Here is a 21,982-nt window from a genome sequence, read left to right on the forward strand (position 1 = left end):
GGCCGGCTCAGAGGTGGAAGCCGCCGGAGGCTTCGAGGTTCTCGCCGGTCACCCAGGCGAAGTCGTCGGAGAGCAGGGCGGCGATCACCCTGCCGACGTCGTCGGGTTCGCCGACACGGCCGAAGGCGGTCTCAGCGGCGATCGCCGGGATGACCTCGGGGTGGCGGGCGAAGGCATCGTCGGCGATGCGGGTGCGCGTCGGACCGGGGGAGACGCCGTTGACGCGGATCTGACGACCGGCGAGCTCCTTCGCCAGCAGACGCGTCATCGTGATCAGACCGCCTTTGGCGCTGGCGTAGGCGCTGTACCCGCTCGTCATGCCCGTCGGGATGGCCGAGTTGCTCGTCGTGTTGACGATCGCCCCGCCGTTCACGATGAGCGGCAGGAGCGTCTGGATCAGGAAGAACGGTCCGCGCATGATGACGTGGACGAAACGCTCGAACTGAGCCGGGGTGACGTCGGGGAACATCGTCGGGCCGGACACCCCGGCGTTGTTGACGAGGTAGTCGAAGTCACGGCGGTCCCAGCGGTCGGCGAGCTCTTCGGTGACCCGGTCGGCGAAGGACCCGAAGCTGTCAGCGTCGCCGACATCGAGGTGCAGGGCCGCAGCGCTGCCGCCGTTGCGCTCGATCGCCGCCACGGTGTCGGCCGCGCCCTCCTTGTTCTGGTGGTAGGTGAGGATGACGCCGTTGCCGCGCTCGGCGATCCGGATGGCGGCGGCTTGCCCGATGCCCGAGCTTCCTCCGGTCAGTACTGCGATGCCCATGATGGTGGTTCTCCTTGTGATGAGTGCGTGAGTGGGGTGGTTGGTGGTGAGTGGGTGCGGTGGATCCGGTGCGGCGGGTCGACCGGTCGGGCTCACACGCCGACGGGTTGGCGGTCGTCGAGGACCAGGTCGAGGGTCGGGTGGGCGGACGGCGTGTCGGCGATGCCCTCGGTCGTCCGCCGCTCGGTGCGGCGAGCCGGTCCCCGGAGGACGACCCAGGCGAGTCCGATGCCGGCGATCGCCACGCCGGCCCACATGGCGTTCGACCAGGCGCTCACGAACGCCGCACGGGCTGCCGACGCCACGGATTCCCCGGCCGGGCCCATCTCCCGTGCCGCGGCGAGGGCGGGGCCGATGCCGTCCTCGACGGTGTGGGCGGTGTCGGCGGGGAGCCCATCGACGGCGGGTGACACGGCATCGCTGTAGGCGGCGTTGAGGATCGAGCCGAGCAGGGCGACGCCGACGGCGCCGCCGATCTCGCGCACCGTGTCGTTGAGTGCGGAGGCGACACCCTGGCGATCGGCGGGCAGCGATTCGGTGATCGCCGTGCTCGACGGTGTCATCGCCAGACCCATGCCGAGGCCGACGACCGCCAGACCCGGAGCGACCGACCAGTAGCCGCCGTCGACCGACGGCATCGTGGCCAGCATCACGAGGCCGGTGCCGAAGGCCACCAGACCCGACGTCAAGATGAGCCGGGTGCCGAAGCGAGCGGCCAGCCGGGGAGCCACATTGGACAGCGGCATCATCACGGCGGCGATCGGCAGCAGCCCGGCGGCCGAGCGCAGCGCCGAGTAGCCGAGGACCGCCTGCAGGTACTGGATGCCGACGAGGAAGACGCCGAACAGGACGGCGAACATCATCAGCATCGTCAGCGAGCCGGCGGCGACGCTGCGGTTCGTGAGGATGCGCACGTCGAGTAGGGGGTTCTCGGTGCGCATCTCGTGGGCCACGAAGCAGAGCAGGGCGATGGCGCCCGCAGCCAACGACACGAGGCTGATCGGGTCGGACCAGCCGCGCTCGGGTCCCTCGTGGATCGCCAGCACGAGCCCGCCGACGGCCACCGCTGAGAGCAGGGCGCCGGCGACATCGAACCGGCCGGCCTGCTGCTCACGGCTGTTGGGCACCGATGTCACGGACAGCGCCAGGGCGACGACGGCGAGGGCGGCCGGCAGCACGAACACCCACGGCCAGGAGTAGCGGTCGATCACGAAGGCCGACGCCCAGAGGCCGATGATGCCACCAGCTCCGGCGAAGCCGGCCCACAGTCCGACCGCCCGCCCCCGATCCTCGGCGGGGAACGTCGACGTGATGACCGACAAGGTGACCGGCATGATCATGGCCGCGGCGACGCCGCTGGCGACGCGAGCGACGAGCAGCACGGCGGCTGACGTGGCCAGCGCGGCACCGATGCTCGAGACCACGAACAGGACGAGACCGGCGTTCAACACGTGTCGTCGTCCCCACCGATCGCCGATGGCCCCGATCGGCAGCAGCAACGCGGCGAGCGCCAGCGTGTAGCCGTTGATGACCCACAGCAACATGCTGTGAGAGGCGCCGAGGTCGACTGCCAGTTCCTGCTGGGCGACGTTGAGCGCCGACACCGACGCGATGACGGCGACGAGGGCCGTGAGCATCGCCACGAGGATGCGTCGGCGGCGACGCGGGTCGGTGATGAGGGCCTCCGATTCCTCCTCAAAGATCTGGGGAATGGCGTTCATGATGTTCTCCTTGGACTCGGTGATGTGCTGTGGTCCACCGAACCACCCGCGGCCCCGAGGAAAAAGACCAGTGCTGGCAACTTCTTGCCTGATCCTGCTCGATTCAACAGAATCGTGTGGCAACGAAGGTGCTCGTCCCAGTAGGGTCGTCGCATGACGACTCGCACAGATGCCGCGGCCGGCGCCGACCGGTCCCGATCGTTGGAGGAGCTGCGCGAGCTCATCGAGCGGCACGTGCGCCCGGACATGTCCACGGCGATCGATGGCGTGCTCCTGTCGAAGGCGGTGGCGGCCGAGGATCCGGGAGGCAGCCAGTCGGGAACCGTGTTCGCCCTGATCGCCCAGGGCGGCAAACGGCTGTCATCCGGAGATCGCGTCTGCGACTACCGCGCCGGTCAGTACCTCGTCGCGTCAGTGGACGTTCCGGTCAGCGGCCACTACTTCGACGCCGAGGCCGGCCGTCCGGCTCTCGGTTTCGGGCTCGAGCTCCGCCCGTCGACCATCGCCGCGCTCCTGCTCGAAGCGCCGCCGGGAACCATCGACGTCAATCCGGCGGCGGTCCCGCCGGCGCTCGCCGTCGGGACGGCCGATGGCGATCTGCTCGACGCCGTGGTGCGAATGGTGCGCCTACTCGACCGGCCCGCCGACCGACCGATCCTCGCCCCGATGGTCGAGCGGGAGATCCTCTGGCGGTTGCTCACCGGGCCCCTCGGCGCGCAGGTCGCCCAGATCGGTGTGGCCGACAGTTGCACCACTCGCGTAAGCCGGGCCGTGCGCTGGATCACCGAGCACTACTCCGAGCCGTTCCGCGTCGAGGACCTCGCCAGCTCGAGCGGGCTCAGCGTGTCGGCGTTCCACCGCAAGTTCCGTGGCGTCACGGCCCTGAGCCCGATCCAGTTCCAGAAGAACGTCCGTCTCCAGCAGGCTCGGCTGCTCCTCCTCGCGGGGGCCGACGACGTGACGACCGTGGCCCATCGGGTCGGCTACGACAGCTCGACGCAGTTCAACCGCGAGTACAAGCGGCAGTTCGGTGCGCCGCCCGGCCGGGATGCCGAGCGACTGCGCGCCACACCGTCACAGGTCGCGTAGCAACGGAGCGGCGCGTGGTCACCTCGGGGCGGGGCGCCAGACCCACGACGTCACCGGAGCGCGTCCTGCCAACTCGGCTCGCCCGGTCGACCAGAGCAGGGCCGTCCAGGCATCGCTGTCCGGTGGGTTCGTCAGCAGGCGGTCGACGACCCGATCGCAGAGCTCCTCGGGGGGCCGCCAGGTCACGCCCAACCCCTGCGTGATGTCGTGGGTGTGCACCAGGGTTTCGGCGACGCCCATCGCGGCGAAACCCGATGCGTCCGACATCCCCCAGTGCCACGCCACCGGACCGCCTTCGGCGGCGGCGACCGACTTGCTCAGCATCCGGCCGAAGGCCGAGACGACGGACAGCAGCTCCAGCGGGGTCGCGCTCGCGTCCACCACGAGGTCGAACGGGAGGTACCTGGTGGTCACCCGTCCGGCCACCTGCGCCGCGTACGCAGAAAGGTCGTGGGCGACGTGAGCTGCGGTGTCCCAACAGGACCAGTCGAGCGTGCCGGCCGGCACCTGCCAGTCGAGATCGACATGGGGCGTGAGGACGGCGAGCATCTCGTCGACCGCGGCCTCGACGTGCGCACCGCCGATCCCATCCATCGCTCGTCATTCTCGCAGACGAGATCTCCACGCCGGCCCGCGGGATAGTGCCAGGGCCGAGCGCGGATTGGTCGCCATCTTCGTTCGGGTGGCCGCGCGAGCGCCGGCGTCGTCGCGCGGCGGGCGAACGAGTGAGCAGTGAGGTGCTGGTCCTTCCAAGGGGACGGTATCGCGACGTCGAGCGACGGCGCCCGGAACTTCTCCCGCTGGATCCCGAGGTTTGTGCTGATCGTTGCGGTCCTCGCAATCGTCGACACCCGCCTCGACGTCCACGATGTCCACCGCCCCGAGATAGTGCCAGGCACTATCTCGGGGCGCGCTCAGCCCGCCGAACCGCCGTCGGTGAGGGTGTCGAAGCGCAGTGCGGCTGAGGGCAGTTGGCCGGCGGGGCGGGTGCGGTTGGCAGCCCAGACGTGGAGGGTGCCGTCGATCCATCGGGCGGCCTGATAGTGACGCTGCACCACGAGGCCGTCGTCGGGCACTTCCTCTTCGGGGATGAGCAGCGACGCTCCCGCCAACAGCGACGTGACGCTCCCAACGACGTGCTGTCCTCCCGTGACGTCGAGCACGGACCCCCGCGCGAGCACGGTCTGTTCGCCGGGGCCGCGACGGATCGGCAGCAGCGGGACCCAATGGGGTGGCGGCTCGTGGGCGAGGCGGTAATCGGGTGCGACGTCGGGGTCGCCGGGCGGGTCGGGGGGCCGGGCGTCGCTCAGCGTGAGGCCGACCTGCATCGGCGACTCGACGACCTGCTCGATGGCCCATCCGACGTTGGCCTGTTCGTCACGCGTCAGCGTGATCTGCTCGACGACCGGGCCGATGAGGGGTTGGGCGACGCGTGGCGTGAGGAAGAGCAGGTTGCTGATCGGTACGCCTTCGGCCTCGTCGTCGTCGACGGGCATGGCGTGACGGAACAACCCCCACCGGCCGGAGGTGCCGGCGCCGGCCGGCACGACCAGCGTGCGCACGCCGAACGTGTCGGTGACGACGAGTGACCGGGACTCGACGAGTCGGCCGACGGGCAGCTCGACGCCGATGACGAACCAGTCGTTGCCGTAGCCGCTGAGCGTCTCGACGAGCAGCACCTGCGCGAGGTCGGTGCTGGCCGGCTGGATCGCGGCGATGTTGAGCCGGCCGTCCTCGAACTCCCAGAAGCGGGCGGCGGGGAGGCCCGGGGAGGTGACGGGGGCGGGCACGAGGGTCCGCGTGAAGAGGTCGCCTGCCTCGGACGCCTTGGTGCCGAGGTTCACCTCGCCGTTGACGTCGAACTCGTACCAGTCGATCGTGTCGCGGTCGTACCGAGGTGCCGTGAGCGTGGTCTCTCCGAACGGGTCGGCCGAGCGGCGCCCGGCCAGCGACGCCGTGTACTCGAACCGCGTCGGTTGCCAGCACTGGCCGTCTGGCTCGGCGACGTCGAAGAGTGTCGCCAACCAGTCGAGCCACGGCGCCGCCGCCTGGCGGATCTCGGCGACGTCCCCCGGCGCGATCTGTGTGTCGAGGCGGGGTACGTCGCGACCGGAGAGCTCGGCGCGCAGCAGGCGGCCGTCGACGCTGCGGTCGGCGTGGAGGCGGGCGAACGCCGCAGTCGCCGGATCGAGGGCGGCGAGCTGATCGTCGCCGGGCATCGCCAACGCGTAGCGGGCGATGAAGTCGGCGCGGTAGTCACGGGATGTCGCCTGCTGAGCGAGCATGGCGAGGAAGTGGCGGCCGGTGTCGACGGCGAGGCGGATGCCGTCGGCCGACTCGGCGGACGACGGTAACGGGCTGGTCACGCGTTCGATGATCGACTCGAGCGGAGCCGCTGCCGCGTCGAACGGGGCCGCCTCGAGCATCGTGTCGGGCGGGATCGGGCCGGCGGTGAAGCGCGTCGGTGCCGCGACGACCCCGCGCCAGCGGGCCAGGATCGGGCTGCCACCGTCGTGGCCGGCGAACTCGCCGACCTGCCACTGGCGGGTGAGCAGCCACATCGGATCGCGAAGCGGGGCCGCGGCACCGACCGTGATGTCGCCGCGACGCGGCTGCGGCTCGAGGCGGGCGAAGGTGGTGATCGACGACATCTCAGCTCCCCGCTCCCGCCGCCTGCAAGGCGTTGGGGTTCGTCGACGGCACGTCGCCGTCGGTGTTGAACGCGAGCACCGTTGTGGGCAGGAACTGGCGGACGTGATCGAGATCGTCCGGGGCCAGCGCGCGGACGTGAGCCAGATCGAGCGTCTCGAGCAGCACTTGGTTGAGACCGTCCGCGGTCCACGGCTCGCCGATCACGGGGGGCACCGCCAGCAGCAGTGCCTGCGGCGCCGTGGCCGTCGGCGGCTCGTAGTGGAACGCCACGCCCGTCGTCTCGGCGGGCGCCGGCACGAGCTCGGTCAGCTCGTCGACGAGCAGGCCGGCGAGCGGGCGGCCGGGTTCGATCGTCTCCGCACCGATGAGCACGAGTGAGGTGGCGCCGTCGACGTAGGAATCGGCGGGCCGGCCGTTCCACGCCGCGCCCGGGCGGTGCGGCGTCTGGGCCAACCGCAACCGCAGGTCCGCACCGGCGAGCGCCTCGGCCTCCCGCCGGGCGATGCCGAGGCGCATCAACGGCTCGCGCACGCGCTCCATGCGCATGAGCCACGTGTCGGCCACGAGTGGGTCCTCGCCGGTCAGCGCCGGGTCATCCCGCGACGCGGCGAGCTCCGCGGCGTTCGCCGCGACGAACTGCGGGAGCGCGACGAAGCCGTCGCCGAGCAACGTGCGCAGTCGCTGCTGGGCGGCGGCGAGGTCGTCGCCTCCGAGCTGACCTGCTGCGTCGAGCCGGACCTGCAGTGCGGTCCGCGCCCGATCCGCTGCGCCGCGGATCGACGCGTCGTCCACCGAACCTGTCACGGCGGCAGTGTCGAGCCCGAAGCCCCACGATTCCACCAGGGCGTCGTGGACATCAGTGGTGTCGGTGCCGGATAGCGACGCGTCGAGGGCGGCGATGGCCGATTGCACGCGCTCGGCGGCTCGGACCGACCGCTGATCCAGCTCGGCGGCGTCCGCGCCCGGCGCCGGATCGGCGTGGGGAGGTAGCAGCATCGTGCCGTCGAGTGGGCGGGCGGAGGCGACGAGGCCCGACAGCGACCGTCCGAGCTCCAGGAGGTCGAGCACCTCACGGTCGGGACGCAACGACACTCGGGCTCCAGGGGCCGGGTCCGAACGGGCGGCACGGACGGCGCGAGCGGACAGTTCGGCCACGCCGGCATCGCCGGCGCCGGCGATGCGCACGAAATCGGTGGCCGTCAGGCCGAGGTCGATGAAGGGCACCTCGTGGTTCGTGCCGTCGTCGGCGGACAGGGCGACCAGTAGGGCGGTCACCGGACCGAGACACCCGGCCAGCCATGCGTCGAGTGCTGGCTCGCTCGCCGCCCACGGTGAGGAGTCGGCGACCGCCCACCCGCCCGTCGGCGCGGCGTCGGCGGAGAAGGTGATCGCCACGCGATGGGTCACGGTGACGCCCGTGCGCGGCGTGCGGATGAAGTCGAGGTCGGGCGGTGGGGCGAGCCCGCGATCGATGTCGCCGAGCGTGTTGACCGCAGCCGTGAGGTTGCCCCGCACGAAGTGGTGGACCTGCTCGGCCTGCAGGAGATCGGCCGCCGCGTCGACAGCCACGCCGAGGCGGCGCAGCACGCCCGCTGCCCGGCGGCGCAGCGGCTCGTCCTGCGAGCCGGCGACGAGATGATCGATCGCGTGGCCCTCGCTGTCGAACCAGAGTTTGTGGAGCGACAGCCCGTCGAGCCGGCGGGCCGCGAGCGGCAGCGACTCCTGTCCCGGCAGGGGCGAGACCTCGCGCGCGTTGTCGATCGAGGCATCGAGACCATGTTCGTGGAGATCGCGCTCGACGAGGTATCCGAGCACGGCACCCAGGCTGCGCCCGGCCCGAACCCCATCGAAGAGGCGCTGGGCGAGCCGCACCCGTTGCGACGTGATGGTGATGGCGAACGGGTCGTCGTCGCCCCCGCCGTGACTGAGGTGGGCATTGCGCAGGAGGGCGGCGACCTCGGCCTGATGGATCGACGGAGCGTGGAGGAAGCCCGGGTCGTCGGGCGGCCGATGCAGTGGCAGCTCCTCACCATCGACCGGTTCGGAAACCGTGTCCGCCGACGTCGGGGCGAGCTGTTCGACCCAGCCGTAGCCGCCGACGAGCACGCCGGTCGGCTGGGTGGTGCGCAACTCGGCGAGACGCCGCGTTGCCAACGACGTGGCCCAGGCGTCCACCCGATGTGACGCCGCGTCGAGGGCGTCGGCAACGAGCGGCGTGACCGCGTCGGCACTCGCGTCGGCGACGGCCAGGGCGGCTGAGCGGAACGCCTCGATGGCGGCGGCCGCCGGGTCGGTCTCCGACGCCAGCCGCTCTCGTACCGTGACGCCGTCGACCGGTCGCGCCAGCCGTGCCGACCAGGTGAGCGGCGAGCCGGTGAACCCGAACAGCTCGGCATCGCGGACCGGGGCCACCGTCGCGTCACCGATGAGCTCGGTCGCGGCGGTCGCATGTTCTCGCAACCAGCCCTGTCGCACGAGCGCGGCGAGCAGGGAGGTGGGGCGGGTGTCGGCCGCGTCGGCGACGGCATCGAGCGGGGCGTCGAGCAGGGCCCGCAGGGAGGCCGCGTGATCGTCGCCGACGAGCGGCAGGTCGACCGGCCACGCCGTGGGCTCGTACAGGACCAACGCCGCGGCGACCGTGGTGGGCAGCCCGGCGGCGATGGCGAGCGACTGCGTGCGAGCGGCGAGCGCCCGCCAGGCATCCGCGGGCACCGCTCGGTCCAGGAAGTCGAGGGCGTTGGCGGCGAACGTCGAACCGAGGGCCCGGCGCAGCGTCACCCGGTCGGACCGGGCATCGAGGCCGAGCACGTCGACGAGATCGGCGGCAGGATCGCCGCGCCCGACCCTGGAGGCCTTGGACAGCATCGGGCGCCAGCCGCTCCCGATCAGCCCGGCGACCAGACCACCGAGCCGCGTCTCCCGAGGATCCCCGCGGAAGCGTGTGAGCGCCGTGGTGGGCAACAACCCGTACGGCTGACGACCGATGCGGAGCGTCGGCAGCGGGCCGCCCGGACGCAGGAAGGCAGCAGCGTGTTCACGCGCCCAGGCGCAGTCGTCGGCGTCGAGCCCGGCGACGCCGAGCCCCACGAACTGGGTGAGCCAGTAGCCCCAGGTCGCCGGCCACAGCGTCCGGGCGACGGCCGCGGCGAGTTCGCCATCGTCGGCGCCGTCCGCCGGCACGTGGGCGTCGGCCAACCCCATGGCTTGGGCCAGCAGCGAGCTGGGCTCCGCCGGCGACGTCGCCCCGAGGTCGCCCAGGGAGCCGATCTCGGCGCTCGACCAGCCGGCCGGCGTCGCCTCGGTGTTGTTGGTGAGCGTGCCGGGCGCGACGATGCCCAGCCCGGCGGTGAACCGCTGGGCATCGAGCAGGGCGGCCAGCCCGTCGGCCCCAGCGGCGGGATCGTCGTTTCGCACCCCGGTGACGAGCAGCAGGTCGACCGGCCCGTCCACAGGAAGGCGCAGCGCCATCCCGACCGCCTCGGCCGTGGCGAAGTCGACGAGCCAGTGCATCCCCGTGTCGATCGCCGCCACGTCCTGGTCGTCGGTGGCGGTGTCGGCCTCCGGGTGCACGAGCGGGGCGTCGATGTCGGGTCCGACGTTGAGGTCGGTGGTGATCGGACGGCCAGTGACCACGGCAACGACCTGGCCGCCGGCGTAGGCGGTCGCCGTCCAGGCCGAGGGCAGCAGGCGGGCCACGGGCGGGGCCGAGCGCTCGGTCAGCTCGATCGGGCCGAACGTCGGGAGCACCCGCGGATCCTCCGTGTCGGCGACAGCGTCGGCGGGCCGAGCGTTGGCGTTGTCCGGCCGCGTCGCCCTGGCGATCCAGCCCGCCCGGGCCGGCTCGAACCGTTCGGCGAGCGACTGCCACGCTCGGCGGCGTCGATCGTCGTCGCGGCCGCAGCGCCACTCGGCGAGCCAGAACTGACGGCCGGCGTCGGCTTCCGCCGCCGTCAGCCGCGGGTCGTGGGCGTCGACGTGCACCTGGTCGGGCCAGACCCGCACGAGCAGCTCCCGCCCCCCGGTCGCAGTGCCCACGTAGCGGGTCTCGACGCGGACCGGCAGCAACACGATGGGGTGGCTCGCCGCCACTGTTGCGGCGAGCACGGGGTCGACCGGCCCGGCCGAACCGGCGGCGATCAGCGGGCCGAGGTCGACGACGGCGCTCACGGGTTCACCGCCGGCTCCTGAGGGCGCATGAGGACGGGCACCGGGATGGAGATCTGCGCCGGCAGTTGGCGCAGCCGGACGGCGAGGGCGGCCGAGGTGGCGTCGGCCGCCGGCGCGTGGGCGACGCCGGTCGGCCCCTTGCCGACGTCGAAGCCGAACCGGGGAGCGCTCGGCTGTTCGGCGATGACGATCGACCACAGCTCGGCTTCGTCGGCGGGGATGGCGAACCCGAAGTACCGGACGTCGGGATCGAGCGCCCCGGTGAACACGGGAAGCCGCGTGTCGGTGCCGCGTACCGCGGTGACGATGGCGTCGGGGAAGCGGCGCAGCAACTCGCTCCGCAGCAGCAGGACGAAGCGCTCGCCGACCGTTGCCGGCGCGCCCAGCGGGCGGTCGCCCCACTCGGCGAGCGGCTCGAGGTCGACCGGTGCCGTCGGATCGATCGCACTGTCCCAGAACCTCCGGAAGAACGTGGCGTCGAGCGGGGTCGGGTACTCGCGCCAGAGCAGCTCACGACCGAACTCGTGATTCAGACCGATCATGAACGCCTGCACGAACGTGGAGTTGGTGCGCAGCGCCAGCGCCGTGTTGGCCGGCACCTCGTCCAGTCCGGGCAGCAGCCACTCTTGGCCGAGGGCGGCGAGCGCGGCAGCCATCGGCGTGGAGAACTGCGGGCTCAGCGTGGCGGCGGCAGGATCCTGCGGCTCCGGCTGGGGCCCCGCCGGGCCCGGCCCAGTGGGCGGCGACGTGTCCACAACGCCACTGAATGCGGCGCTGAACGTGAGCGACGGTGCGGCGACCGCGATCACCTGGTCGAACAGGACGCCGATGTCGAGCGCGGCGCGTGGCGGCCCCGCGACCCGGGACGCGGAGAGGTACCGGGCGAGATGGGTGGGGGCCAACACTCGGAACGCGGCGGCGTCGCTGCTGTCGGGGAGCTCCGGCGGGTCGGGGTCCGGCGGGTCGGGCTCGGGCAGGTCGGGCGGGAAGTCGGGATCCTCGTCATCCCGGGGGCGGCGCAACGACGATCCGAGCTGACGGATGCGGCCGGCGATGCGACCGGCGATGCGGCCGGCAAGGCCACCGGCGGGACCGGGGCGATCGACGCGAAGCGGGCCGGTGGTTCGGCCGCGCACGACATCGCGCAGGTCGTCGATGGGACGCAGCCCTCCGCCTCCGCCTCCGCCTCCGGCGCCGAGTGACAGCGGAGCGACGCGGAACCGTGGTCTGCTCGGCGCGTCCGTGAACGCCGACGGCTGCATCAGCCCCCACGCAAGGTCGGTCGCCGTCGACGTCGCGCCGAGCACCTCCAACGTCGCCAGCTCGCCGACATCGATGCGGGGCCCTGTGTGGTCGGCGATGGCGCCGACGCGAGCAAGCACCTCGAGCCCGGCTCGGCCCGGTCCCTCCGGTGCCGGCGACCCGGTGACGGCGCGGCGGACGGTGGCCCCGCGCGACCTCGTGACGCGCCGGACGCTGACGTCGAAAGTCGCCGTCGGCGAACCGTCGGTCGTCCCGGCGGTGGGACTCGGACCGTCGCCGAACAGCACTCGAGCCAGCATGGGCGGAGCACCGTCGGCCGCGAGGCGCAGGCGGGGGAGGAGTGGAGCGACCACGAACGCGCCGACCTCACCGCCGAGGGGTGCGAGGTGGCGGGCCAGCATCCGCTCGGCCACGGCGATCCCGGCATCGGTCAGTCGTCCGAGGGCCGCGACGGCATGGTGATCGGCCGCCTGGTCCCACGCCGACGCCACGAGGGTCTCCTGATCGCGCTGCACCACCTGCACACCGAGGGCGGCAGCGACGCGGGCCGCCGGGTCGAGATTGAGCTGCTCGTACCAGCGGGCTGCCGCCGGATCCAGCGTCGGTGGGTCTCGGTACGACGCGCCATAGCGCGGTGGGGCGAGCACCGGGGCGTCGATCGGGAACAGGTCCGGAGTGTTCAGCACCGTGGTCAGCGCGGACGCGAAGCGACCGGGGAGCGAGGGGTCGGACCAGCTGACCGGGTCGGCATCGAGGGCTCGGAGCGCGCCGCCGAGCCGGATCTGGGCGTCGTCCGTCCCGATGAGTCCCACGCCGGCGGTCGACAGGTCGATCGGCCGGGACCCGAACGTGTCGGGCACGGTCCGGCCGCGGATGGCGAGCGCCAGCGACTGGAAGTCACCGGCCTCCCCGGTCGCGAAGCGCCAGTGGTGGTACACCGGCAGCTCGACCGGCTCCATGTCGGGCGCAAGGGTCCACGCCGGTCCTTGGGCACCGGCGGAATCGTCGCCGAGCCCGACTCGCCGGCCGACCTCGAACGTGGGGACGACACACGCGAGGTAGTCGGTCCGGGGGGTGAGCAGACGGCCACAGACGAGCCGCGACAGGTTGCGGGCCGGGTCGCCGTCGAGCGCGGCGAGGATGGACGGACCGCCCATGTCGGCCGGGGCGACCTGGGCGTGGGCCCACGCCCAGGAGTCGCGGAGGTCGGGAAGCTCGATCTCGGGGCGGGCGGGCGAACCGATCCGCAGCACGGGCAGCGGGCCCCGACCGGGCGGGTCGATCCGGACGCCCGGGCCCTCCGCGACCACGACGAGGCACACCCACGGGCGGAGCCGTCCGGCGAGCGCCGACGCCGGCGTGAACAGCCATGGAAGCGACGGTTCGTCGAACTCGACCACGGCGAGGTAGTTGGATTCGAACGTGCGAGTCCCCGGGGCGGGTTCGGTGCGGATGATCTGCTGGGGGGCGATCGCCGTCACCTCACCCGGGCCCATCATCCGGACGGTCATCGGCGCCGGCTGGCTGCCGTTCACCGCGACCGCTGCGGTGGTGGCCACCTCGTTCGCCGGGTGGGCTTCGAGCACGTCTGGCGGCCGGTCGGCCGCGCCGCCCCGGTCGACCCACGGCAGGAACACCAGCGGGGTGTCGCTCACGGCCGCCGCCAGCGATCGTTGAGTCGAGGCGCGCCGACCAGCACCGGCTCGTCGTACCGCTCGCTCTGACCCGTACGGGTCGCCGCCCGTGCCGCGGCGCCGATACGCAATCCGGCGTCGAAGACATGCGGCGGCAGCGGCTTGGGAGGTGGCGGCGGCTCGTTCTCCGGCTGCTCGATCGGCACGCCGTCCGGGCCGACGACGATCTCGGTGTAGCCCAGCGGTGAAGCGGCCGCCGCCCCGACGTCGGTGCGGTAGACGTCGCTGCCGAACATCACGCCCGCCTCCCGTCGGACGAACGCCGGAGCGGCGAGCCGCTCGGCGTCGGTGAGGTCGAAGAAGTGGCCGTCGGGGAAGTCGTCGAACACGGGATCCTTGGGAACGGCCGCGCCACCCACCGTGGCCGACGTGAACTCGAAGCGCCGGTCCCGAGCCGGAACGAACGCGCCGACCCGGTCGATGTCCCGATCGAGCCGCAGCGGCACGACCCCCTGGCGCACCTCGAGTCGCCCGAGCGGATGGAGGAGCAGCGCGTCGCTCGCCGGAGTCGCCCGCAATCCGACGAGCTGCCCGGCGGCGGGCGGAAGTTCTGTGCGCCAACTGGTCGGATTGGCCAGTCGGGTGAGGATCTCGGCGACGACGTCGATCGTCTCGGTGACGACGTCGCCCGAGCCGCCCACGAGGACCCGGTCGAACCCGACCGTGTAGTCCCACCACAGGATCCCGAACGTCGCCCGTCCGGCCACGCGGAGGGGGAGCGGGCCTTCGAGCGTGCCCCGCACGTCGACCTTGAACAGGTTGTGGCTGCCGCGCTTCAGCTGGACGCCGGCCTGGAAGTCGGCGATGAAGTGCGGTGGCCAGAGCTGGATGAGCACGTCGAAACCGACGTATCCCTCGATGCTGAACCCGTACGCCGCCGCGTACAGCGCGGCACGAGCGCCGAACTGCACGGTGTTCGACGTCAGCGCGAAGTACGCCTCGACGGTGAGCTTCGGGTTGTTGCCGGTGGTCAGGGCGATCGTCACCCGCGGCACGACCGGGAAGCCGGTCGGCGGGCGGAACCGTGGGTTGAAGCCACCGACGGCGAGGGCGAACCCTTCGCCCCTCGCCCGGCGGAACGCGGCGGCGCCGGTGAGCACGAAGCGGCCGCACAGCTTCGACTCGTAGAGCACGGCGTCGACCGCCATTGCACCCGTGTCGAGGTCGAAGACCCCCACGACGTCGAGGTTGAGCCGGAGGACGGCGTCCTTGTCCTGCGGAAGGGCCGACGAGATGCGCCCGAGGACGAGCAGCCGGGACTTGTCGGCGACCGAGTCCCGCTCCAGCAGCAGGGCCAGGTCGGCGCGGATGATCGGGTGGCCGGCGCCGAAGAACAGCTTGACGAGGAGGCCGTAGCTGTGGGTGCCCTGCTGGACCGGGAAGAACGTCCGCAGCGCGCCGACCAGCTCGGGGACGTGTTTGGCCGGATCGGCCGGGAACAGGATGTGGCGCATCTGGCCGGTCGGCAGGGCGGCGCGCACGGCGTCGACGTTCAGGCGGCGGTTGGCGACGTAGATGAGACCGAAGCCGTCGAACGTGACGAATCCCGCCTGGAGGTCGAGGTGCTCCACGGTGCCGATGAGGATCAGCGACGAGTCGTCTGCTCCCGCGGTGCCCGGTGACGCCAGGCCGATGCACGTGATCGTGACCAGCTTGCCGATCCGCAGGACGAGGACGCCGACGTAGTCGCCGGTCGCCGCGTCGTGCTGGATCGACCCGCCCCCGCTGACCGGTCCGGTCTCGACGTTGACGGCGATGCCGCGTGGATACGCGGCACCAACACCGGCTTGGACGATCCCGAGGTTGCGATCCGCGCGTGGCGTGATGGTGTCGGTGCTGGCCTGGAGGCCGAGTTGATCGACGCTGACGTACACCGGGCCGATCTGTGTGCTGAACGACACCAGCAGCCCGATGGCGACGGCCCGGCCGGTCTCTGGTGCGGTGGCCTTCCGCCCGGCGAGCCGCACGACGATCTCGTGCACGTTGATGCCGAGCAGCGAGCCGCCGCCGAGCGGCACGGTGGCCTCGAACGTCGGTGGTCCGGCCCGGCCGGCCGAGTCGAACGGCGGCTCGGCGCCGGCCGCGTCGGCGGCCGACGGCGTGTGGAAGTCCCAGATGAACCCCAGTTGGCTGTCGAAGCCGACGGCCAGCGAGATCGGCCGGCGCATCGGTCGGCCCCCGAGCAGCTTGCGCATGAACCCGTCGGCGCTCGCCCCGTCGATGACGACCGCTGCCTGGTCGAGGCGGAACAGGCCACGCGCTCCGCGGCCCGACAGCGTGAGCGCCGCGGCGATCGGTCCCAGCTCGAGGCGCGTGCCGACGCGGCGGGGCAGGGCGTACGACACGCCGGTCTCGTTCGGCAGGATCGTCCACGCCACCGACACCTGCGACGTCTCCGCCGTCGCGCTGGCCCGCGAGTCCGTCCCCGAGATCAGCCATGACGCGCCGGCGTCGCAGCGGATGTCGACCCGGAAGTGCCAGTCCGGATCGCCGGGGTCGTGACCCTTGTTGATCAGCTGGTCGAGCGTGAGCTCACCTCCGACGCTGAGGAACAGCTGGTGCGGCCGGGCCGGAGTGCCGAGGCGGCGGGGGAGGTAGAGCCAACTGAGCCGCAGTTGCTGCTCGTCATCTCGACCTCGTCGCCGCAGCGCCAGCGACACCATGCGCCCCGACACCACGTCGGCCGCAGTCGGGCGCACCGGCGAGTCGACGTCGAGGGCGGCGGCGTCCCAGCCGACGATCACGTCGTGCAAGACGTTCTCGTCGAACTCGTCTTTCACCTGGTCGACGACGGCGATGGCCGCGATCGCTCCCCGGATCAGCCCGTCGATCACGAGGAACGACACGTCGCGGTCGGTCTCCAGCGTGCTGCCGGCGGCCCCGGGAACCGTGTCGTCGAGATCGTCGAGCGTGCGGCCGGGATTCCAGACGAAGGCGAAGATCGACGCGAACGCGTTGAGGAACCGGGCGTGGCCGCGCTCGCCCGGGCCGTGGGTCTCGGTGAGCTCGACGGCCGAGGCGATCGCCTGCATCACGAGGAACAGCTTCGGCGACGACCGGCGGATGTGGTTGCTCGCCAGGATGTCGAGCAAGCCGTAGGCGAAGGCGTCGCCACGGCTCGGCCAGTCGGCGTCCCAGGCCTCGATCTGGTCGATGATCGCGCCGAGGATGATCGCCACGTTGGCGACCGCTTCGGCATCGGCCTGGGCGTCGGGGTCGACGTTGTCGCTGTACCGCCGCACCACCTCGAGGGCACCGGTGGGCAGCGTGAGGTCTCCGGCACCCCCCGGCTTACCGCCGAGGTCGGCGAGCACGGCCTCGCGCACGTCCCGGTGCACGAAGAGGTCGCCGATGTCGCCGGCGACGTCCGCTGCCCAACCCGCCAGGCGCTGGAGGAACGATCGCTCACTCATGACACCACGTTCCTGACGACCGGTTCACGCCGGTGCCGCCGGGATCGGCCGCCGCTCGATGACGGCGACGCGCAGCTCGGTGGGCGGCGGTTCAACGACCGGTCCGAGCGGCGCTTCCTGCACGAGGTAGCGATTGAGCACCGGTAGCTGTGTCTCGGGATCGATCGCCGACGTGTACAGCTCGTGGACGGCGGTGATCGCGTCGTCGGCCTCGTCCTCCGCCCGCTTGCCCTCGATGAACCGGCACACGCCGAAGTTCGATCGGAACAGCATCTGGCGGGCGTTGCGCATGCGGGCGAGCGCGGACTGGTGGCGGGCGGCGATCGTCTGCAGGGCGTCCAACACCTGCTCCGGGTCGGCGAGCTGGGCCTCGACCGCGGCGTCGTCGATGGCGGTCACCCGGATCGGGGTCGGTCGCTCGCTGTCGGGGCGGGTGTCGAGAAGGGGCCGGGCGCGCCAGCGCCAGTCCGGTGGGTTGGCCGGGTTGAGCCGGGTGGTCAGCTCGGGGAGCGGTTCCGCACCACGAGGGTTGTCGTCGATCCATCCGTGGGCCGGCAGCAGGACCGGGCTGCGCAGCAGCTTGGCCCGCGTCGCCGCCACGAGGTCGTCGTCGCTGCGGCCGGGCGGCAACAGCACGAGGTCCTCGGCCGGGCGGTCCCATCCGAACCGCTCGATGCCGATGCCCATCCGCAACAGTTGCTGCAGGAGCATCGCGCTCTGATCGAGCGCCCGGAGGTACACCGGCATCACGTTCTTCATGCCGCTGGACGTGAACTGGGCGATGCGCGCCGGTGTGCTCGCGTTTCCGCGCCAGTAGCTCATCAGGTTGCCGGTGGAGTTGTGGACGTCGCCCGACAACACGACGACGCGCTGGTACTCGGCGAGGCGCTGGAGCAGATGTTCGTACGCCAAGGGCTCGAGCGACCACGTCTCGAGGGCATCGGGGTTGGTGCCGGGCATCCGGCGCGACCCGCCGACCTTGTCGCTCGTCAGATCGCCCGCCTTCACCATGTCGAAGATGCGGTAGATCGCCGGCGACACGAGCTCGTCGAGCACGCCGGGGCCGATCACCTGAAGCGGGGCGACCACGACGAGCACCTTGCGCCCGGCAGGCAACGGGGGTGGTGGCAGCTGATCGACGAGCGCTTCGGGCGACACGTTGCCCGGTGGTCCGATCTCGGCCGCGTACGAGCGGCGGGTGCGGTTGTCGAGGGCGACGACGCGGTGGCGCGGGCCGTCGACCGAGAAGTGCCACGTGAGCGGCGGCTTCACCGGGCGGTAGCGGCCATCGAGGTCGGGTGTGTTCTCGAGATCGTGGCCGAACATCTTCGCCACGGCGACGAACGCGTCGGGGTCCGGGCCCTTGGTCGCGCCGGGTGGGAACAGGCCGGTCGCCCGTTCCAAGAGGTCGCCCGGCAGCTGGCCGCCGAGGTCGGGACGGGTCGAGTCGGTCGCCTGGTCGTAGCGCCGCGGGTCGTTGCCCCAATCCTGGAACAGGGCGTAGGCGAGCATGCCGTTGGTGAGGATCGTCTGACCGAGGGGCGATCCCAGGACGCGACGCCGCCACATCGGGTTGAGGAACAGGTCGTCGGTCAGGTCGTGGTCGTCGAGGATCATGTAGGTGGGCACGTTGGCCAGCACCCGCTGGACCTTGCCGAGGCCGAGCAGGAAGTCCCGGTGCACCCGGTGGCTGTGCGCTCGCGCTTTCTCCGCCTTGCGTTCGTTGGCCTCGGCGTCCTCACCGGCGTCCTTGGCCCGCGCGGCGAGCGTGTCCTTGTCGGCGTAGAGATGCTCGGGGATGCGATCGGGGAAGTCGGCGAACGGCCACGAGATCGGCCCGAGCTCCTCGGGGACGTCCAGCCAACGCAGCTGCGATCGTTGCGTGTCGCCGACGCGGAGCACCTCGGCGCCGGGCACGAGCTCGCCCCAGACGGCCGGGCTCCACACCATCAGATGGAGGGCGGCGAACTCGCCGAACGAGATCAGGTGGTTGGCGCCGTCGATGCTCGTGAACTGAGCGTTGCGCTGGGTCAGATCGAGGCGTTGACCCACCGGGAAGTGGTCGGCGCCGGCGGGAAGGTCACCCTGGGCTGCGGTCTCGGCGGCCGGTTCCGGCTCGTATGCCGCGGTCGGGTCGGAGTCGGTGGGCAGTTGCCCGGCCTTGCGGCGCAGGACGGTCTTCACCTTGACCCGCTCGATCGGCGTCCCGGCGGGGCCACCGTCCCGGCCGATCAGCTCGACGCCGAGCTCGGCGACGCGCAGCATCATCACGGTGTCGACGTCGTCGGCGTAGATCTGGTCGCCCCCGAGGAACAGCTGGTGGATGCGCGTCCGGGGGTCCCCGACGGCGATCGCCGCGGACGGCTCGCCGGAGTCGGGATCGGGCTCGGGCAACGGGGGATCGTCGAGCGGGAACGCGAGCACGTCGTCGATCCAGGCGAGTGCGTCGCCGTCGTCGTAGCCGGGTCGACGGCACGAGCCGTAGGCGATCCGCAGGTGCTCGAGCTCCGACGGAGGCAGGGCGAAGCTCGGCAGCATGCGGTCGTCGTAACCGAGTGGCGGCACTTCGACGCCGTTGACGGTGCGGGTGGCGAGCATGCCGCGCTCACCCAGGCCGAGCACCTCCCCACCGGCGTTGATGATGACGTCGTAGGAGTAGAGGCGATCGGGCAGGAAGACCTTCGCCGACGCCGGCGGGATCCTTGCCGTCACCAATCCGAGGTAGAGGTGCTCGCCCACCCGGATGGCATCGGCCCCGGGACGCGGTGGCGGCGCCGATGGATCGGGCGGGTCGGCGCTGCTGACGAACACCGGGTTCGTCGAGTCGTGGGCGACCCTGCCCTCCCAGACCCGCAGCTCCAGCTCGGCCGGCTCACTGAACGCCATCCAGACCGCGACCGTTCCGGGATCGACACGGCGCAGGATCGGCCCGGCGAGAATGAGCGGAAGCTCCATTCGATCTCCCTCGAACAGCGGCGCGGCGAACGTAGCCCCGCGTCCTCGGCGCCGCTGACAATTACCCGCCAACGCGTGCTCGGCGCGGCGAGACAGTGCCTGGAGCCTGCGCGGAGATGTGTATGGCGCTGCCGTTACCGGAGGTGCCTGGCACCGTAGGTGAGGGCGATGCGAAGCGAGCCGTCATCGGAGGTGCCTGGCGCCATAGGCGACGGCGATGCGAAGCGAGCCGTCCGCTGGTCGCCGTCCCAACCGGAGGGTAAATACCGGACGCTTCGGTGGGGTATGTACCCTCCCGTCCGCACGTGGCGGTGACCGGCCACCCGGCCCGCCCGACCGGAGGGTAAATACCGGACGCTTCGGTGGGGTATTTACCCTCCCGTCCGCGCGTGGCGGTGTCCCCGCGGCGAGAAAGGGCCCGGGAGTACGCGCGGATCGTGACCATCCACCGATCGTGTGTATGGCCCGTGTTCTCGTGACGGCAGACACCCATGTACACGACGGGGGAGTTCACCGTCATGATCCACATCACCCACCGCCTCACCGACAACGAGGTGCCCTCTCCGCGAACCCCCTAGGCACCATCAGTAACGCGTCCAGGGTTCCCGACGGACCTATCCGTCCGCCTCCCTGGCACTCTCACCGCCGCTCACGATCCGGGCGACGGTCCGGCGGGTGGTGCCGGATCAGCCGGGCGGTCGGATCGTCGTGGTGACCGCGACGATCGACGGTCGGCGCGGCGCCGACCCGAACCCGAAGCGCACCGGCGGGTCCACGTCCCTCAAGCCACCGAGGTCGGCGCCGTTCCAGGCCGCTCGCACGGACACCACCCGGTGGCGATCGGTCGCGCCGTACGTCTCTCGGCCGCCGGCTGTCTGGCCGCGGGTGCGGACACCGCGCATCGTCAGCCTGGCGACCGGGTCGATGACGGTCGCCCAGGCCACGCTCGACGCGATGACTTGCGGGACGCACCGCAGCAGCCATCCGAGTGCATCGCGTCCGCCGAGGCTCACCTCGGCGCGGAGCGGGCCCCCGACGACATCCAGCGAGCCGGTGGAGCGGCTCGTGCGCACGTCATCCACCACGACGTCGTCGAACTCGTAGACGCCGGCGACGTAGTCGGCCACAGCCACGGTCGGGGCGATGAGTACCCGGCCGCCATCCGGGTGCTCGACCATCACGTCGGCGAAGCTGCCGAACGGCGAGGTGGCCCACCGCCCGATGACGACACGGACTCCCGCCGCGGTACCGAAGCCACAGATCTCACCCACGAAGCGCTCCGTCACGCCGTCAGTCAACAGCGAGTCGGCACCGACTCGTTCGTGGCGCCAACACGCCGAGGCGCCGCGGTCCCGTTACCGTCGCCGGAGAAGCCGGGAGGGAGGACATCGTGCTGTCGATCGGGATCGGCGTCGCCGAGGAACGCAAGGGGCTCGATGTCGTGGCGCTGGGCACCGATCGCCGGGTCGAGCGCGTCCTGAGCCGGGCGACCGTGGCCGATGTGGTGGCGATGACGCACGAGCTGAGCCCCGGCGTCGTCTGCATCGACTCGCCGCCGGCGTGGGCTGCGGACGGCAAGAGCCGCGCGGGCGAGCGTGAGCTCAGGCGCCTCGGCATCACCGCCTTCTCGACGCCGACCGATCCCGGCGACCACGCCTTCTACCGCTGGATGCGGGTCGGGTTCTCGATCTTCGACGCCATCGCCGGGGACTACCCACGGTTCCGGGGCGATGCCGTCTCCGGCACGGCCGCCGAGGTGTTTCCGGAAGCGACGGCCGTGCTTCTCGCCGGCCGCCTGCGGTCCGTCGACGAGTCGAAGATCCGGTTCCGGCGCGACGTGCTCGATCGCCACGGTGTCGACACGTCCGGGCTGCGCCGTGTCGACGCGGTCGATGCCGCCCTCGCTGCGCTCACCGGAGTCCTCGCCCTCGCGGGCGAGTCGTCGTTCGTCGGCGATTCGGCAGAGGGCGTGATCCTCCTCCCGGTCGCCGAGCTCCCCGTCACCAAGCTGCTTCGCAAGCCGGCCAGCTCCGCCGGCCGGTCGTCGACACGGCCGAGAAGCGTCCTACTTCGGGCCCAGCGTCCGACGACATGGTGCGAGTGCGGCTGCGGGGCCGAGGTCCGTCGGCGGTTCCTGCCGGGCCACGACGCGAAGCTCAGGTCGCAGCTCCGTCGTCGCCATCTGGGTGGCGACGAGGTGGCCACCGAGAGGCTGATCGACCTCGGCTGGCACGACGCCGTCGAGACGTGAGTTCGGTGGCC

At 71.8% G+C, this 21,982-nt stretch carries 11 protein-coding genes; 2 read left to right on the forward strand and 9 right to left on the reverse strand.

The genetic code is table 11. From position 1 onward, the window contains the following. Positions 1 to 7: 7 nt before the first annotated feature. Entirely contained in the window at positions 8 to 766 is a 759-nt protein-coding gene (locus DN771_RS03260) for an SDR family NAD(P)-dependent oxidoreductase (protein ID WP_193615346.1), read from the reverse strand. A 92-nt stretch (positions 767 to 858) separates the two neighbouring features. Next, positions 859 to 2,487: a DHA2 family efflux MFS transporter permease subunit gene (locus DN771_RS03265; protein ID WP_116995897.1), complete on the reverse strand. Its 1,629-nt coding sequence runs from the start codon at positions 2,485 to 2,487 to the stop codon at positions 859 to 861. Between the two features lie 153 nt (positions 2,488 to 2,640). On the opposite strand from DN771_RS03265, the gene DN771_RS03270 reads away from it, so the two are divergent. Continuing rightward, positions 2,641 to 3,576, forward strand: coding sequence for an AraC family transcriptional regulator (locus DN771_RS03270; protein WP_116995898.1), 936 nt, complete (start codon positions 2,641 to 2,643; stop codon positions 3,574 to 3,576). 18 nt (positions 3,577 to 3,594) lie between these two features. On the opposite strand, the gene DN771_RS03275 is transcribed toward DN771_RS03270, so the two are convergent. From DN771_RS03275 to DN771_RS03305, 7 genes are all read right to left on the reverse strand, one after another. After that, positions 3,595 to 4,170: a maleylpyruvate isomerase mycothiol-dependent enzyme family protein gene (locus DN771_RS03275; protein WP_205528393.1), complete on the reverse strand. Its 576-nt coding sequence runs from the start codon at positions 4,168 to 4,170 to the stop codon at positions 3,595 to 3,597. 320 nt (positions 4,171 to 4,490) lie between these two features. Further along, positions 4,491 to 6,227, reverse strand: a complete 1,737-nt coding sequence (locus DN771_RS03280) for a hypothetical protein (RefSeq protein ID WP_116995899.1) — start codon at positions 6,225 to 6,227, stop codon at positions 4,491 to 4,493. Between the two features lies 1 nt (position 6,228). Further along, positions 6,229 to 10,395 (reverse strand): hypothetical protein, encoded by a 4,167-nt coding sequence (locus tag DN771_RS03285; protein ID WP_116995900.1) that lies wholly within the window; start codon positions 10,393 to 10,395, stop codon positions 6,229 to 6,231. After that, positions 10,392 to 13,313, reverse strand: coding sequence for a hypothetical protein (locus tag DN771_RS03290; RefSeq protein ID WP_116995901.1), 2,922 nt, complete (start codon positions 13,311 to 13,313; stop codon positions 10,392 to 10,394). The genes DN771_RS03285 and DN771_RS03290 overlap by 4 nt, the downstream gene beginning before the upstream one ends. After that, complete coding sequence (locus DN771_RS03295) at positions 13,310 to 16,765, reverse strand: DUF6603 domain-containing protein (RefSeq protein ID WP_116995902.1); 3,456 nt, start codon at positions 16,763 to 16,765, stop codon at positions 13,310 to 13,312. The genes DN771_RS03290 and DN771_RS03295 overlap by 4 nt, the downstream gene beginning before the upstream one ends. A gap of 24 nt (positions 16,766 to 16,789) precedes the next feature. Next, on the reverse strand, positions 16,790 to 19,720 hold the full coding sequence (locus tag DN771_RS03300) for a metallophosphoesterase family protein (protein ID WP_116995903.1): 2,931 nt from the start codon (positions 19,718 to 19,720) through the stop codon (positions 16,790 to 16,792). A 686-nt stretch (positions 19,721 to 20,406) separates the two neighbouring features. After that, positions 20,407 to 20,991, reverse strand: a complete 585-nt coding sequence (locus DN771_RS03305; protein ID WP_205528394.1) for a hypothetical protein — start codon at positions 20,989 to 20,991, stop codon at positions 20,407 to 20,409. A gap of 119 nt (positions 20,992 to 21,110) precedes the next feature. On the opposite strand from DN771_RS03305, the gene DN771_RS03310 reads away from it, so the two are divergent. Beyond that, positions 21,111 to 21,971, forward strand: a complete 861-nt coding sequence (locus DN771_RS03310; protein ID WP_162941475.1) for a DUF429 domain-containing protein — start codon at positions 21,111 to 21,113, stop codon at positions 21,969 to 21,971. Positions 21,972 to 21,982 lie beyond the last annotated feature (11 nt).

The organism is Desertimonas flava (assembly GCF_003426815.1).
In the GTDB taxonomy this organism is placed as follows: domain Bacteria; phylum Actinomycetota; class Acidimicrobiia; order Acidimicrobiales; family Ilumatobacteraceae; genus Desertimonas; species Desertimonas flava.